We start from the raw sequence: 15,504 nt of genomic DNA, 5'->3' as shown, positions 1-15,504 counted from the left end.
TTTTTATATCTACTATAATTTTTGCTAATGCAAAAATAGATTAAAAACTTAAACTTACTATAAATGGCTTACAGAATATTAAAAACTTATATTGGTTAAATTCAAAACAAATCAATATTGAAGAACTTCGGTGATTTGTTTTGCTAATAATTCAGATAAAGTTGGAGCCAATGCAACACCCATACCATTCATTCGAACACTGAGCGAGACTTGGTTTGAAAGCATTTTACAAACAGGCGTTTTTGTTTCATCAAATGCCATTATCCCACTCCAACGATAATCAATTTTAGTTTGCTTGAAATTGGGAATAATATTTTTGAATAAAAGTTCTTCTAATTTTTCTTGTATTAAACTCGTGATTCCAAATTCATCTGTATTTTCGAGCGTAAAATTTAGATTTCTTCCACCACCCAATAATACTCGATTTTGGTAGTTTCTAAAATAATAAAAGCCCTTATCAAAGTGAAAAGTACCACTCCAATTCAACCCTTCTATGGGTTCAGTAATCAAGACCTGTCCACGACCAGGGTATAAGTCAATATCGGGTAATAATTGCTTTGTAAAAGCATTGGTTGTAAAACAAAGGTGTTTTGATAAAAAAGTGAGGTTATTTTTGGTTTTTATACATACCTCACCACTATTTTCTTCGAATGAATCTACTTCTACTCCAAAGAAAAATTTAACTTTTAGGTCTTGCAAGCTTTCAATCATTACATTGACAAGTTTGCCACTATGTATTGACCCTTCAACACTATTGGTTATTGCACTTTCAAAACCATAAAATCCAGCATTTCCAATGATATTTTTATCGACATAAAAATGGTTTTCATTGCCTGTTATTCTTTTAATAGAATCATTCAGATAATCAATTTTATGAATGGTATCATCAAAAACGCCATCATTAATAAATAATTCAGTCCCACCGCAGGCATCAAACTCAATTTCTGACCCAAAATATTGCTCAATCATTTTTATTCCACGAAATCGTTGTTCGGCTAAAAACATAGCCTCATCAACACCCATTACTGTAATATTTTCCAATAATTCAGTTGGACTTCCAAAACATGAAAAACCTGCATTTTTCGTACTTGCACCAGTTGGTAAAACCCCTCGTTCCAAAATGGCTATTTGAATTTTTGGATTCTGCTTTTTCAAAAAGAAAGCCAACCACAATCCAGAAAAACCTGCACCTACGATGATTACATCATATTTTTTCAAAAAAACATCTTTTTCCCAAAAACTTAGCATAATATTGTGTGATTAACTTATCTTGAACAGAGACAAAATTATCATTTAGATTACATAAAACTGAATGATGAATGATATTTTTTTAGTTTGAAGGCCCAATGATAGAAGCAATGATAGAAGCAAGTAAAATTGCTCAACAGTTTCAAAATACTAATGTTCAGGAGTTTATTTTAAAAAACCCGCTGAAACTTAGTTCTAACACACTTACATTAGTTGCAGACCAGCTACTTGCCCGACAAAAATCAAAAACAAAACTTCCAACATGGTTTACCAACCAAAACATACTTTTTCCACCACCATTATCAGTAGAACAGGCATCATCGGAAGTTACAGCAAATTTTAAGGCTTCGGTTTTTAGTCAATTAATTGGCAAAAAGAATGTTGTTGATTTAACTGGAGGGATGGGGGTAGATTCTTGGGCTTTAGCTAAAATTTGCGAGTCTGTTAAATACATTGAACAATCAGAATTACTTTCAGAAATTGCTAAGGTTAACTTTAAATCATTAAACCTTACAAATATTGAAGTCATTAACCAAAATGCTACAACCCTTGATTATTCATTTCTAAATAATAATAACAATTATTATATTGACCCTCACAGAAGAGATAATTCACAAAATAAGGTTTTTAAAATCGAAGACTGTGAACCAAACCTTCTGACTTTGAAGCCATTTCTTAATAAATATATGGTAAAATTTTCACCTATGCTTGATATTAAGATGGCACTCGAACAGCTCACAAATATTTCTTATGTCTATGTGATTGCCTTCGAAAATGAAGTAAAAGAGTTACTATTTATCAGCAATGGCATTGATTCCAATCCAAATATAGTTTGCGTAAATCTTAGTTTTAAGTCATTGCCCCATATATTTGAATTTGATTATACTTTAGAAGAGCATTGTAAAATAGCATATTCTAATCCGCTGAAATATATCTACGAACCCAATGCTTCAATCTTAAAAGCCGGAGGATTTAAAAGTGTGAGTGAAAAATTTAATTTGCTCAAAATAGCCCCAAATAGTCATCTTTATACATCAGATATACTCAATGAGGCTTTTCCGGGTAGAATCTTTTTGTGCGAGTCTATTTGTAAGTTTGATAAAAAAGAAATCCTATCAAAACTACCATCGCCGAAAGCCAATATTAGTACCCGAAATTTCCCCTTGAAACCAGAAGAAATAAAAAAGAAGCTTGGTTTACAAGATGGTGGCGATTATTATTTATTTGCCACCGAAAATTCAGATAAACAAAAGATTGTTTTGGTATGTAAGAAAGTTGAACTCTTGTAAGTTTTTTAAATAAATGTTACAAAAAATAAGAACTTGCGTCTGAAAATTATTTATTAAACAATTATTATATATGAGCAGACTATTCATGACTGTTTTAATGCTATTCATGGCATTGACGAACTTCGCCCAAACAATTTTAAGTGGGTCTGAAATTTTTGGAAAAGAACGTAAAGAAGGATTCTATATGACCCTTAGTATTGATAAAAAATACATTGAAAAAGACTGGGCAATTTATATTTCAAAGTATGGTGGTGTTTCACAAAATCGCGAAATATTTAGTATTTCTTCGGCGAATATGTCAGAAATCTCACCTGATCCTATTAATTTGATGAGTAAAGTCATCTCTGAACAAAAATTAAAAACCAAAGTTTTTGCTTCTTTTGATGTTGGGGGTGGACAAATGGTATCAGAGAATTCTATAAATTTCAGTAAAGTAGAAAAATTCTTAAAAGATTTTTATGCTTTTGCCATGCAAAATGAAGACGTTAGATTAGCAGAACGAGATTCAGAGGAAGCCCAAAAAAGCTTAGAGCGAGTTAATAAAACAGGAGATAAAATTTCGAGAGATATTGAGAGAAATAAACGAGAAAAAGAAAAATTGCTTAAAGCAATTGAAGAAAACAGAATAGAACTCGAAAAACTTCTCAATGACCAAATAGCCAATAAACAAGACCAAGAAAATGCCAAAATCTCATTGGAAGAAAAACAAAAAGCAGCAAGTCTTGTAAAAACTAAAAAAAATAATTGAAAAATTTCAACGCCTCTTACAAAGAGGCGTTTTTGTTTATCACCAATATAGAAATATTCCAATAACTTTTATTACTATTATAAGCGATTATTAATATTAACTTTTATCCATTACAATTTTTCATATTTTTGCGAGAACCGCATCAGTACTGCTGTATGTGGTTAAAATACTAAGCCTCAATTATTTATAATCCAAATTGGATTTAATAAGTAAAACTTATGACGGAAATACAAGAACAAATACGCCTAAACCAAAGAAAAGATAACAAAGGTTGGAAAAAGTGGGGACCTTATTTGTCGGAAAGACAATGGGGAACCGTTAGGGAAGATTACAGTGTATACGGCAATGCTTGGGATTACGTTCCGCACGATATGGCACGTTCACGAGCATTCAGATGGGGGGAAGATGGCATTGGAGGTATTTCTGATAACAAACAACACATTTGTTTTGCCCTTGCTTTTTGGAATCATAAAGATAAGATAGTAAAAGAAAGACTATTTGGACTGGCTGGCTCGGAAGGTAATCACGGAGAAGATGTGAAAGAGCTATACTATTACCTCGATAGTACTCCAACACACTCGTATATGAAGATGCTCTATAAGTATCCACAAAATGAGTTTCCGTATCGACAAATAGTAGAAGAAAATCAACGCCGAAATCGTAGTAATCCTGAATTCGAAATTGAACAAACAGGTATTTTTGATAAAGATGAATACTTCGATATTTTCATTGAATATGCAAAAGCCGATGAAAACGATATTTTGATAAAGGTTACAGCTCACAATAGAAATACCAAAGAAGCAATACTCACCATGCTCCCTACCCTATGGTTTAGAAATACATGGAGTTGGGGCTACGAAGCATATAGTAAAGCTCCAATGCTAACAGGTATTTCTAATACGCAGATAGAAGTTGGACATCAATTATTGGGCAAGTATAAATTATATGTAGAAGGTGCTGATGAACTCCTATTTTGTGAAAATGAAACAAATATGGAAAGAGTATTCGGACGCCCCAATACTAGCATGTATGTGAAGGATGGAATTAGCAATTATATCCTTACTGGCAAAAGCGAAACGGTCAATCCAAATAAAATTGGAACGAAGGCTTCCGCTCGTTATACCAAAAAAATTGCGGGTGGCGAAAGTTCAACAATTAGATTAAGATTCAGCCAAAACACGCATAATCATAATGCTTTCAATGATTTCGATGAAATTTTCAGTAAAAGAATTATCGAAGCAGACGAGTTTTATGGCCATGTACAAAAAGATGTAAAATCTGAAGAGATGAAAAATATTCAACGTCAGGCCTTTGCAGGCATGATGTGGAATAAACAATTTTACTACTATAATATTAACGAATGGCTCAAAGGCGACCCAAAAATGCCTTTTGAATTTAAAGGTAGGGCCTTTCCAAGAAATAGCACTTGGAAACATGCTTACATGGCAAATATTTTGTCGATGCCCGATAAATGGGAGTATCCTTGGTTTGCCGCTTGGGATTTAGCTTTTCATACGCTTACGCTTGCCCGAATTGACGCCGATTTCGCTAAAAGACAATTAGCCGTAGTATTGAGAGAATATTACATGCACCCTAATGGGCAAATCCCTGCCTATGAATGGAATTTTTCAGATGTAAATCCACCTGTTCATGCATGGGCAACTTGGAAAGTATATGAAATTGATAAGAAAAACAGTGGTAAAGGAGATTTAGCATTTTTAGAGAAAATCTTCCATAAACTACTCATTAATTTTACTTGGTGGGTAAATCAAAAAGATGAAGAAGGAAACAACATTTTTGGGGGTGGATTTTTAGGCTTAGATAACATTGGAGTTTTTGATAGAAATGCCCAAATCCCTGGGGTTAAATTAGAGCAGGCAGATGCAACAGGCTGGATGGCCATGTACACGCTCAATATGCTACGAATTGCTTGCGAAATTGCCATGGAGAAGCCTGTTTATCAAGATATGGCCTCAAAATTCTTTGAACATTTCTTGCATATTGCCGCAGCTATCAATAAACCAATTAAGGGAAATGACTTGGGGCTTTGGGATGAAGCTGACCAATTTTATTACGACAAACTTCATGCCCCCAACGGTGAAACTATTTTCATGAAGATTCGCTCCTATGTGGGTCTGATTCCTTTATTTGCTGTTGAGGTAATTAATGAAGAAATGCTCTCAAAATTACCAGACTTCAAACGTAGATTAGAGTGGGTTCTAACGAATCGCCCAGATTTAGCAGCACTCATCTCACGCTGGAACGAACCGGGGAAAGGTGAAACCCATTTACTTTCGCTTTTACGCGGGCACCGCATGAAAATGGTTGTAAAAAGAATGTTTGATGAAACAGAGTTTCTTTCAGATTATGGCATTCGTTCTTTATCAAAAGCCCATAATGATGTGCCATATCAGTTTAATCTCCACGGTGAAATAATGACCGTAAAATATACCCCTGCGGAATCAGATTTGAGCATTATGGGTGGAAATTCAAATTGGCGTGGACCAATTTGGTTTCCAATAAATTTCCTGTTGATAGATTCTCTTCTGAAGTTTTATCATTACTATGGTGATGACTTCGAAATTGAATATCCAACTAATTCTGGCAATATTATGTCAATCAAAGATGCGGCTTTGCTTGTTGCAGAAAGATTGGTAAATATTTTTAAAATGAAAGAAGGAAAAAGAGCTAATACTGGAGATTTTTCAAAATTTGACACCGACCCTCATTTTAAAGACCTTCATTTATTCTACGAATATTTTAACGGAGATACGGGTGAAGGATTAGGTGCTTCGCACCAATGCGGTTGGACTGGCCTAGTTGCAGACCTTGTACAATATATTAGTGAATAAAAAATAAGGGTAAACAATGTTTACCCTTATTTCCCACTAGGAACCACTCTATAAAAAATCATATTTTTACCTAATAACTCAATTCCCCAATACCCTTTTACAACCAAAGTATTATTATCTTTTAGTGTAACCACTGAACTATATGTACGTCCGGTATTGGGGTCGTAAATCGTGCCATTTCCCCATATATTATCACCATTAAACATTAAGCCTTCAACAACCTCCATTCCAAGCCAAGGTCTATGTCTTAATTTAGGCTCAGGATTTTCGGTATCTTTAAAATCACTCATATTTGGCGTTTTGGGGTCACACAAGAACCAAATAATTTTCCCAAAATACTTATCTTCTTTTTTATAAATTTCTACTTTTAAATCTTTATTTTCAGAAATCCAAGTACCCAAAATTTCATCTTGTTGTTTATAATCTTGAGCGTTTAGTACTATACCATTTGCTACTATTATCACTACCAGAAATACTTTCTTAAAATAATTATACATAATTTAAACAATTAATAAACTTCTCCCAAATTAAAGAAAAAACCCCTTGCTCCTCCTTTACCCAAACCATAGGATACTACAAAATATACTTTTGATTTCTTATTAACTTTTGTTCTTAAACTAGCTCCATATCCCAAAATTGGATTGGAAAAATGTTTATTTTGAGGTTCTGAAAATGACTGAATATTCGCAAAAAAAGCACCACCCAAAAGTTGGTTTTTGATAATATCAAATCTATACTCAGCTTCGTAATAAAGCATATTTTTGCCTCTGAATCTTCCCTGAATAAAAGTTCTTCCAGCATTATCATAAGTATCCCACAAAGTGCTTGGCAAATCGAAATAAGGAGATTTGCCTCCGAAAGTTAACCAATTAATATTCCAAAATGCTAAAATATTGTTTGAACCTTGAGGCAAACTCACATAATGCCTAAAATCAGAGTAAAGGGAGTAATAATTACTACTACTTTTTAAAAATTTATAATTCCGAATAAAGGAACTATTGAAATACCAACCACCAGATACAGGACTATTTTCATTTTTCCGGGAATCATACAAAACGTTAAATACTAATCCAGAAGAAAGTGTAGGTTTAGTTATTCCATAATTCGATACATTGGTATTTAACTGAGATTCATTTTGAATAATATTGAAGTGTTTATCAAAATTATAACCAATACCAAGCAAAAAATTACTTGAAATTGACCTCGACAATAATTGATGAAACCTTAAAAATTGATAACTGTAAGTATTAAAAATAAAAGGGTTTGTACTTCCTCCTAAACCAAAATCAATAACTTTATAATTATAATATCTCCAATCTGAAACAAAGTTATATTGGTTATTTTTAGTCCAAATACTAGTTGTCAAAATTGGCGTAAACTGCTTATTCTGAGCATATTCAGGCGTAAGCTTTATAACCGAAATATTGGTATTAGGCTGGGTATAAAACGAAATATTACCATCTATCAAAACTGTAAATCCAGTTAATTGACTATACCCAAATCCTGGTAAAATAGATAATAATGGTTCTTTAACTTTAGCTTTTGAAGTATCAATAGAATAATTCTTACTAAAAACAAGATGCCAAACATCTATTACATCCACTAGTTTATTTTTAGAAGTATCTACCTGCCCAAACACTACCTTGTAAGGGATACATACTAAGAAAATTATTCTCGAAATACTCATTTTAACCTTTCATATTAATCTTCTCAGAACTTTTATCAGATATTAGCGGAATAGTCAATAACTTGCTAAAAGTATTAAGATTACACTCATCAAAATGCGTATCAACACCAAAAACTACTGCTTCCTTAGGTAATTGAGCAAAAGTACCAAATATTCTATCCCAAATGCTCAATACATCTCCATAATTTGTATCTGTATAAGGTTGTAAATAATGATGATGAACATGATGAAAATTAGGAGTAACAAACAGATAACTCAGCCAAGAATCAACCTTTTCTGGTAGTCTTACTTCTGTATGAGCCAATACATTTGAAAATATTTGAATAAACTGGCGGAAAATAAGAGCCCACAATGAGACCCCGCCCCAAAATACCCAAAGTGTGGTAAAAAGCAGTCTAATTGTAGTTTCACCAGGATGTTCTCGTAATGTTGTAGAAACATCCAATTGTTTATCGGCATGATGAACTAAATGAAATTTCCAGAGTTTTTTTACTTTGTGCATCAATAAGTGATAAGCATATTCGCAAAAATCAAGATATAAAAAAGTCAAGATAAAAAGCGTTAACGCATTCACTTTCTGGATTTGATGAAATAACCCAAATTCATGGTTTTGAGTCCATTTAAGCACAAAATTCATTAAATATCCTAGTACGAACTGAACTGGAGCTGCAGTAAGCATAAATTTGGCATTAAGCCATAAATGACTTACTTTATTCTTTGCGTGTTCATAAAAATACTCAATATTCCAAAACAGAAAAAAAGAGAACGACAACAATAAGACTCTATGAAAATCGGGTGCTGAATTAAAATAGTTAATCAGATTTTTCATTTAAAATTAAAGGTTAGTAGTTAAATCTTACACGGATTATAAAAAATGATAGTGGGGTTGATAAGATTAAGTTTTTTTTAAATCCCACTCCTAATCATCATATACCATCAAAAAAGAAAATTCGTACACTAATCATAGATATTTCTAAGTGTTCTATATTTCTTACCGTGTAAATTTAATCTTACCAAATAGAAAAAGTTTCAAAGCCACATTAAAACCCAATTAAATACTTTCGGTAAATATTTTACCTTAATTCAACCTTTACTAAGTCTAAGGTATAGGTTTCTTCAATCTGGCTTTGATAAAAAGATTGTGCGTAATTTTTTACTTCAAAAATGAGAAGGCCGTTCATAAAATCAATCATTATTTCAGTACCTAGAAGAATTTTACCTGAAACTAACTGTTCGAATCTCATGATACAATCAGATAAATGATGGCGTAGTTTTATAAAATCACTTTCAGTAGAATTTGGAAAAAAATCTTTGATGTTTTCAAAAGCCCAAGGTTCAATATGCAATTTGAGTAAAATTGGTTTTTCACTCTTGAATGATTGAATTTGTGTATTGTAAGGTAGGTTTGCTAAAAATGAAGTTTCCATAAGACTTGAAAAGATTAAGATTCAACAAAATTTTATTAAAAGTCTCTGATTAAAAATCGGGTTTTAATCAGAGAACTATAACCCTAACTAACTAAACCCACTATGGCGGATTAATACTTCTACTCTAAAAAAAGCTCTGGTTAATGTGAAACCAGAGCTTTAAGACCTAAAATTCCTTTATGAAAATTCACTATTACTGTTTCTTGATGTAAAAGTATAGGTATTATCTTAATTGCTTCTAAAAATCAAATTAAAGAGTGATTAAAAATAGAATCCGCCTCACAATACAACTCAAACACCTTATTATCAAGTATTTACAGAAAAATAGCCTAGATTTTATGTCAAGGCTATTTTATATTCTTAATATAAATTACTACTCTTTTAAGATATAACCCATTCCCACTATTGTGTGGATTAGTTTGGAAGAAAATTCTTTATCAACTTTTTTTCGAAGAAAATTTATGTAAGTATCAATGGTATTACTGGTTGGGTCAAGGTCTGAGTCCCAAATCTTTTCAGCAATATCAACCCTGGATACTACCCTATTATGGTTAATCATTAAATACTCAAGCAAAGCATATTCTTTAGCAGTCAACAAAATATCTTTCCCGTTTCTAATGACTGTTCTGGCTGTTAAATCAAGTTCTAAGTCAGCGACTTTCATAATATTACGCTTAACTTGATGCTGCACAATTGCATTTCTTCTATGTAGAGCGTTGAGTCTCATTAAAAGCTCTTGAAACTGAAATGGTTTCACCAAAAAATCATCAATACCAGCATCAAAACCTAAGGCTTTATCGTTTAATGTACCCATGGCTGTGAGCATCAGAATTGGGGTATTTTGCTTTTCAGACCTAATTTGTTGTGTAACGTCATAGCCATTCATTTTTGGCATATTAACATCCATAATAATTACATCATAATCGTTATCGAATGCCATCTTTAGGCCCATTTCACCATCTTTGGCAATATCTGCCATGTGTGTATTTTCCTCAAGACCTTTTTTAATGAATTCAGCCAAGCGGAGCTCGTCTTCTACAATCAGTATTTTCATAAAATCAAAAAATTTTAGCAAGGCAGTAAGCTACCTTGCTAATATAAATTTGTGGGAATCAGAGCAAATGTATTAAGAAAAATTATTTATGTGCATGATTAGCTTCTTTTTTTGTCTCTTTCTCTGCTTTTTTAGCTTCTTTCTGCTCTTTCTTCATTTCATGAGCAGCCATTTTAGCCGTTATTTTATCTTCTTTTTTCTCTAATTTAGCTATTTTTTTTTTTAAACTTCAGGTGTTGTTTGTGCAATTGCATTTGCAGCAAAAATAGCCGCAATAAATGCTAAAATAAGATTCTTTTTCATGTCAGTCTATATTATAGAGTTAGCTACCAAATCACTGTTTGGCTTTCTAAATCAAAAATATATTCTAATGATAAAAAGCATCTAAAACCTAAATTAAAAGCAAGTTAAAGTCTAATAAAGCTGCTTTACGGGCAATTCTACTGTAAAAATTGAACCAACACCTTCTTCTGATAAAACCGATATTTTCCCAGAGTGAATTTCCACGATTCTCTTTGTTAGTGGTAAGCCAATTCCATGTCCTGAGATTTCTTTGGTTTTTTCATTTCTATAAAAAGGTTCAAAAATATGTTCCGTTTCACTCGAAGACATCCCCACTCCTTTATCAATAAAATCAATCCTAATTGAATTTTTCTCATATAAAATTTTCGCTTCTACTCTTTTATCTGCACTATACTTACATGCATTTTCCATCAGATTTCTAAAAACCAATACTAATAATTCTGCATTTCCACTCACAATCATTTGCTCATCATTTTCAGGAATCTGCTCAAACTCAACATTTATATGATATTCTGGTTGATTTTTTTTAACAATATCAGAAGCAGCCCATAATACTTCATCAACCCTTACCTCTACAAAAGGCACCGACTGGGCATCGGCATTCATTCTTGCTAATTCGAGTAAACTATTTACTAAATTTATCATATTGTTAATATCCACTTGAAAGTTTTCTACAGTTTGTTTGTATTCTTCAACTGTTCGTTCTTTCATGAGTGTCACTTGGGCATTACCCAATAAAATAGATAGGGGGGTTCGAAGCTCGTGTGTTACATAAGATACAAAATTTCGTTGTTGGGTATAGGAATTATCTAGTCTATCAAGCAAATCATTGAATGTATGAGCCATTTGGCCAATTTCATTATCAAGGTCGGCTTCTGGAATTCGTGATTGAAGGTTTTTGCTAGAAATCTTCTTCATTCTTTTAGCAATTTCACCAATAGGCCGCAAATCTGTCCTGATATAATATCTCGTGGTAAGCGTAATAATACTAATTAGTAAAACCGAACTAATGATTAAAATATAAAGGAGATTTCTTTGTTTATTAAAGCCAGATAAGTCATATCCTGCAGCTTCTATTACAAGCAGACGTTTATATTTATTGTTACGACTGAGGAAAATGGTTCTTTCATATCCATCTTTTTTAAATTCAACCTCATGCTTATACACTTCTTTTAGTAAATTATCTGTTAAGTGATTAACAGCATATCTCGATTTAAAAATTACGGTGCCCGTTGAATCATAAATAATAAATTGCTCTTGGGTATAAATATTTTCTTTCATATCATCCATTGTACGAACATCTTCGCCACTCAAGCCTTTGTCTATAATCATTTTTTCAATCGAAATAGCATTATTCCGAAGGTATAGATAAAACTCATTTTCACGGAAATTACTATAAAAGAGGTATATATTAGCCGAAAAAATGATGAGTGCAATACTCAAAATTGTTGGAATACGTATGGTCTGTTTGTCAACTATTTTCATAAAGAAATTCTCGATTAATTATCATGCAATATCACATATAACAAACAAAATAAAAAAGGGCTAAGCATAAATCTTAGCCCTTCATATTATGAAAATTAATTTAAAGGCAACTTTTCTTTATAAAAGACATAGAAAATTATAGGGAAGGCTAGTAAAGTTAAAACCGTTGCGGTTATTAATCCACCAATCACTACAATTGCCAATGGTTTTGAAGTTTCTGAGCCAATACCGTGAGAGATTGCTGCAGGAATTAAACCAATTGCAGCCATCATGGCGGTCATTATTACAGGTCTAATACGTGAAATAACACCTTTAGTAATAGCTTCCGTGAGATTCATTCGTTCATGAAGGTTTTTCTTGAATACTGAAATTAAAATAACGCCATTTTGAATACAAATACCGAAAAGTGCAATAAAACCAATACCTGCCGAAATACTAAAATTCGTACCCGAAATTAGCAAAGAAGCTATTCCACCAATGATTGCAAATGGTACATTCACTAATACAATTCCAGCATCTTTAATATTGCCAAATAATACAAATAATATCAAGAAAATCAACAACAAACTAATTGGAACTACCTGCATTAAACGGTTGGTAGCACGTTGTTGATTTTCAAAATCACCAGCCCATTTCATTGTATATCCTTTAGGCAACTTCACGTGTGCATTTACTTTTTGCTGGGCTTCTGCAATGGCACTTCCCATATCTCTTCCACGAACCGAGAATTTTACTGCATTGAAACGTTGATTAGCCTCACGGAATACTAATATTGGGCCAGTATTATAATAGATTTTAGCTATTTCTTTTAACGGAATTTGAGTATTATTCATCGTTGGAATTAATAAATTACTGATTTCGGAATCAGATTTACGATATTCTTGTTGGAATCTAATTCTTAAATCAAACTTACGCTCTCCCTCGTATATTTGAGTAGCCGCTTTACCACCAATGGCCATTTCAATAACTGCTTGAGCATCACCTTTTTGAACACCATAAAGACCCAACTTGTCTTCATCTAATTCAATTCTCAATTCGGGCTGGCCAATATTTTTAATTACCCCTAAATCTTCAATTCCACGAACAGTAGCCAATTGATTATATACCTCTTTGGCTTTTTTCTCCATCAAAACTAGATCTTGTCCGTAAATTTTCACGGCAATACTACCTTTAACCCCCGAAACTGCTTCCTCAACATTGTCCATAATAGGTTGCGAGAAGTTGAAGTTAACACCCGTGAATTTATCAAGCCGTTCTTGCATTTGACTGATTAATTGTTCTTTTGAAATATCTCTTTTCCAATCCTCTTGTGGGAAAATATCAACCAAAAACTCAATATTATAAAAGCCAGTTGGGTCGGTTCCATCATTTGGACGGCCAGTTTGAGACATCACCCCTTTTACCTCTGGGAAACTTCTAAATACTTGACGCATCTCATTGGTATATCGAATCGATTCATTCAATGAAATATTCATCGGCATACTTGCACGCACATAAATCGAACCTTCATTCAATTCTGGAAGAAATTCTGAGCCTAAAAACTTAAAGTTAAATAGACCCAATACTACCACAATTACAGTAATTAGTAATGTTTTACGTTTATGATTGAATACATAATTAAAGCCTTTCATTACCCATTTTTCAATAAATAACACAAACGGGTTGTGTTTTTCACGTACATTCTTTCTTAATAAAATACTTGCTAAAACAGGCACCAACGTAAGTGTAAAAATCAATGCTCCGAGTAAAGCAAAACCCAATGTCCAAGCTAAAGGTGAGAACATTTTTCCTTCAACTTTTTGGAAAGAAAATATTGGAATCAAACAAGTTATGATAATTAGCTTTGAGAAAAATATGGCTTTACCCATTTCTGTACCAGTCTTACGAATAATACTTAATTTTGAAAGCTTATTGTATCGCTCCATACCTATCTGATGAGCCAAATTATCAAGCACCACGAAAATTCCTTCTACCATTACAACTGCCCCATCGACAATAATACCGAAGTCAATCGCTCCCATTGATAGTAAATTTGCAGACATTCCTTTCAAACGAAGACAAATGAATGAAAATAATAGAGCCAATGGAATAACAATCGAAACAGTAACCGTTGTACGCCAATCGGCCATAAACAAAAACACAATGCAGGTAACAAATATAATTCCTTCTAAAAGGTTATGTGTTACGGTGTGTGTAGCAAAATGAATAAGGGTTTCTCTATTATAAAAAGTATTAATTTTTACATCTTGTGGCAAAATAGAAGTATTAAGTTCTTCAATTTTTGCTTTAACATTTTCTATAACCTGACTTGGATTTTCAGCTTTACGCATCACAACAATACACTCAAGAACATCATTTTGCCCATCTCTACCAGCTTGACCCAGACGAGGTAAGGCCGATTCTGTAACTGTTGCCACGTTTTTTACCGTAATTGGTACGCCATTCGCACTTTTAATGATTATTTTTTCTATGTCATTAATCCCCTTCAAAAGGCCAATTCCACGAACAACATAAGCCTCTGAATTTTTTTCAATCACATCTCCACCAACGTTTACATTCGAGTTGGCAACCGCTTGATAAAGCTCAAGTGGAGTAACATCATAATCTGCTAGTAAATGAGGATTAGCACTAATCTCATAGGTTTTTACTTCTCCACCAAAACTAACTACATCTGCTACACCTGCTACCCCTTTCAACTGTCGTTCAACCACCCAATCTTGGATTGTTTTCAATTCTCTAACAGTTCGTGCTTTACTTTCAAGTGTATATCTGAAAATTTCACCAGTAGGGCCATAAGGAGGTTGTATATCAGGTTCAATACCTTCTGGTAAATTTACACTTCCTATCAAATTATTAATTTGTTGACGAGCAAAAGCATCATCAACACCATCTTCAAACATAACTTTCACAACCGAAAGACCAAAAACAGTAGTCGAACGAATATCTGTTTTCTTTTGAACAGGATTCAATCCGATTTCTATTGGAATTGAAACAAACTTTTCAACCTCCTCCGCACTTCGGCCCGGCCATTGTGTAATAATTGTGATTTGTGTATTTGTTACATCGGGGAAAGCCTCAATTGGTGTATTTTGGTAGGCAATCCAACCGCCAATAACTGCTAATAAAGTAGCAAAAAAGATAAAGTATTTATTTTTGAGGGAAAAGGATAAAATTCCTTTGATGAATTTGTTCATGACACTCGTTGTTTGCTTGATAGCACAAAAGTGTTGTGGTAGTCTGAAAGACGTTTAAAGGAAAGATTAAAAGAGGATTAAAACAAAAATAAGTTTAATAAGAAAGGATTGAGTATATTTAATGAACAAATATGTAATTATTCAAAAAATCCACAAAGATTTCTAAAAAAATATCTAGTTTAATAATACCCTAGTTTATTCCTAAAAACCTTTGTGG

At 32.9% G+C, this 15,504-nt stretch carries 11 protein-coding genes; 3 read left to right on the top strand and 8 right to left on the bottom strand.

Translation table 11 applies throughout. The features are described 5' to 3' along the window. Nucleotides 1–111: 111 nt before the first annotated feature. Nucleotides 112–1,248, bottom strand: coding sequence for an FAD-binding oxidoreductase (locus A6M55_RS06840; RefSeq protein ID WP_064197001.1), 1,137 nt, complete (start codon nucleotides 1,246–1,248; stop codon nucleotides 112–114). Nucleotides 1,249–1,358: 110 nt separating this feature from the next. Between A6M55_RS06840 and A6M55_RS06835 the strand changes: the two genes are divergently transcribed. The 3 genes from A6M55_RS06835 to A6M55_RS06825 all read left to right on the top strand — a co-directional run bounded on the left by A6M55_RS06835 (nucleotide 1,359) and on the right by A6M55_RS06825 (nucleotide 6,137). Continuing rightward, nucleotides 1,359–2,537, top strand: coding sequence for a class I SAM-dependent methyltransferase (locus A6M55_RS06835; protein WP_156510996.1), 1,179 nt, complete (start codon nucleotides 1,359–1,361; stop codon nucleotides 2,535–2,537). A 70-nt stretch (nucleotides 2,538–2,607) separates the two neighbouring features. Next, a complete protein-coding gene (locus tag A6M55_RS06830; protein ID WP_156510995.1) occupies nucleotides 2,608–3,285 on the top strand; it encodes a hypothetical protein in 678 nt (225 codons plus the stop codon). A 218-nt stretch (nucleotides 3,286–3,503) separates the two neighbouring features. Then, nucleotides 3,504–6,137 (top strand): MGH1-like glycoside hydrolase domain-containing protein, encoded by a 2,634-nt coding sequence (locus tag A6M55_RS06825; protein ID WP_064196997.1) that lies wholly within the window; start codon nucleotides 3,504–3,506, stop codon nucleotides 6,135–6,137. 26 nt (nucleotides 6,138–6,163) lie between these two features. On the opposite strand, the gene A6M55_RS06820 is transcribed toward A6M55_RS06825, so the two are convergent. The 7 genes from A6M55_RS06820 to A6M55_RS06790 form a co-directional block, all read right to left on the bottom strand. Next, entirely contained in the window at nucleotides 6,164–6,634 is a 471-nt protein-coding gene (locus tag A6M55_RS06820) for a DUF2147 domain-containing protein (protein ID WP_064196995.1), read from the bottom strand. An 11-nt stretch (nucleotides 6,635–6,645) separates the two neighbouring features. Further along, a complete protein-coding gene (locus tag A6M55_RS06815) occupies nucleotides 6,646–7,824 on the bottom strand; it encodes a hypothetical protein (protein WP_064196994.1) in 1,179 nt (392 codons plus the stop codon). Nucleotide 7,825: 1 nt separating this feature from the next. Beyond that, nucleotides 7,826–8,653, bottom strand: coding sequence for a sterol desaturase family protein (locus tag A6M55_RS06810; RefSeq protein WP_064196993.1), 828 nt, complete (start codon nucleotides 8,651–8,653; stop codon nucleotides 7,826–7,828). A 244-nt stretch (nucleotides 8,654–8,897) separates the two neighbouring features. Further along, the gene (locus A6M55_RS06805) at nucleotides 8,898–9,251 is read right to left on the bottom strand and encodes a hypothetical protein (RefSeq protein ID WP_064196992.1); all 354 of its coding nucleotides are present in this window, start codon (nucleotides 9,249–9,251) and stop codon (nucleotides 8,898–8,900) included. 373 nt (nucleotides 9,252–9,624) lie between these two features. Then, entirely contained in the window at nucleotides 9,625–10,305 is a 681-nt protein-coding gene (locus A6M55_RS06800; RefSeq protein ID WP_015030601.1) for a response regulator transcription factor, read from the bottom strand. A 414-nt stretch (nucleotides 10,306–10,719) separates the two neighbouring features. Beyond that, nucleotides 10,720–12,093 (bottom strand): HAMP domain-containing sensor histidine kinase, encoded by a 1,374-nt coding sequence (locus A6M55_RS06795; RefSeq protein ID WP_064196991.1) that lies wholly within the window; start codon nucleotides 12,091–12,093, stop codon nucleotides 10,720–10,722. A 95-nt stretch (nucleotides 12,094–12,188) separates the two neighbouring features. Then, nucleotides 12,189–15,287: an efflux RND transporter permease subunit gene (locus A6M55_RS06790; protein ID WP_064196990.1), complete on the bottom strand. Its 3,099-nt coding sequence runs from the start codon at nucleotides 15,285–15,287 to the stop codon at nucleotides 12,189–12,191. Nucleotides 15,288–15,504: the final 217 nt, after the last annotated feature.

Source organism: Emticicia sp. MM (assembly GCF_001649495.1).
The sequence above is the reverse complement of the archived record's forward strand: the minus strand, read 5'-3'. Positions and strand labels throughout refer to the sequence as shown.

Excerpts from the sequence above, each read along its gene's own strand:
- A6M55_RS06835 (WP_156510996.1), top strand. The coding sequence starts at position 1,359 with ATGATAGAAGCAAGTAAAATTGCTCAACAGTTTCAAAATACTAATGTT.
- A6M55_RS06840 (WP_064197001.1), bottom strand. The coding sequence starts at position 1,248 with ATGCTAAGTTTTTGGGAAAAAGATGTTTTTTTGAAAAAATATGATGTA.
- A6M55_RS06790 (WP_064196990.1), bottom strand. The coding sequence starts at position 15,287 with ATGAACAAATTCATCAAAGGAATTTTATCCTTTTCCCTCAAAAATAAA.
- A6M55_RS06815 (WP_064196994.1), bottom strand. The coding sequence starts at position 7,824 with ATGAGTATTTCGAGAATAATTTTCTTAGTATGTATCCCTTACAAGGTA.
- A6M55_RS06805 (WP_064196992.1), bottom strand. The coding sequence starts at position 9,251 with ATGGAAACTTCATTTTTAGCAAACCTACCTTACAATACACAAATTCAA.
- A6M55_RS06795 (WP_064196991.1), bottom strand. The coding sequence starts at position 12,093 with ATGAAAATAGTTGACAAACAGACCATACGTATTCCAACAATTTTGAGT.
- A6M55_RS06820 (WP_064196995.1), bottom strand. The coding sequence starts at position 6,634 with ATGTATAATTATTTTAAGAAAGTATTTCTGGTAGTGATAATAGTAGCA.
- A6M55_RS06810 (WP_064196993.1), bottom strand. The coding sequence starts at position 8,653 with ATGAAAAATCTGATTAACTATTTTAATTCAGCACCCGATTTTCATAGA.
- A6M55_RS06800 (WP_015030601.1), bottom strand. The coding sequence starts at position 10,305 with ATGAAAATACTGATTGTAGAAGACGAGCTCCGCTTGGCTGAATTCATT.
- A6M55_RS06825 (WP_064196997.1), top strand. The coding sequence starts at position 3,504 with ATGACGGAAATACAAGAACAAATACGCCTAAACCAAAGAAAAGATAAC.
- A6M55_RS06830 (WP_156510995.1), top strand. The coding sequence starts at position 2,608 with ATGAGCAGACTATTCATGACTGTTTTAATGCTATTCATGGCATTGACG.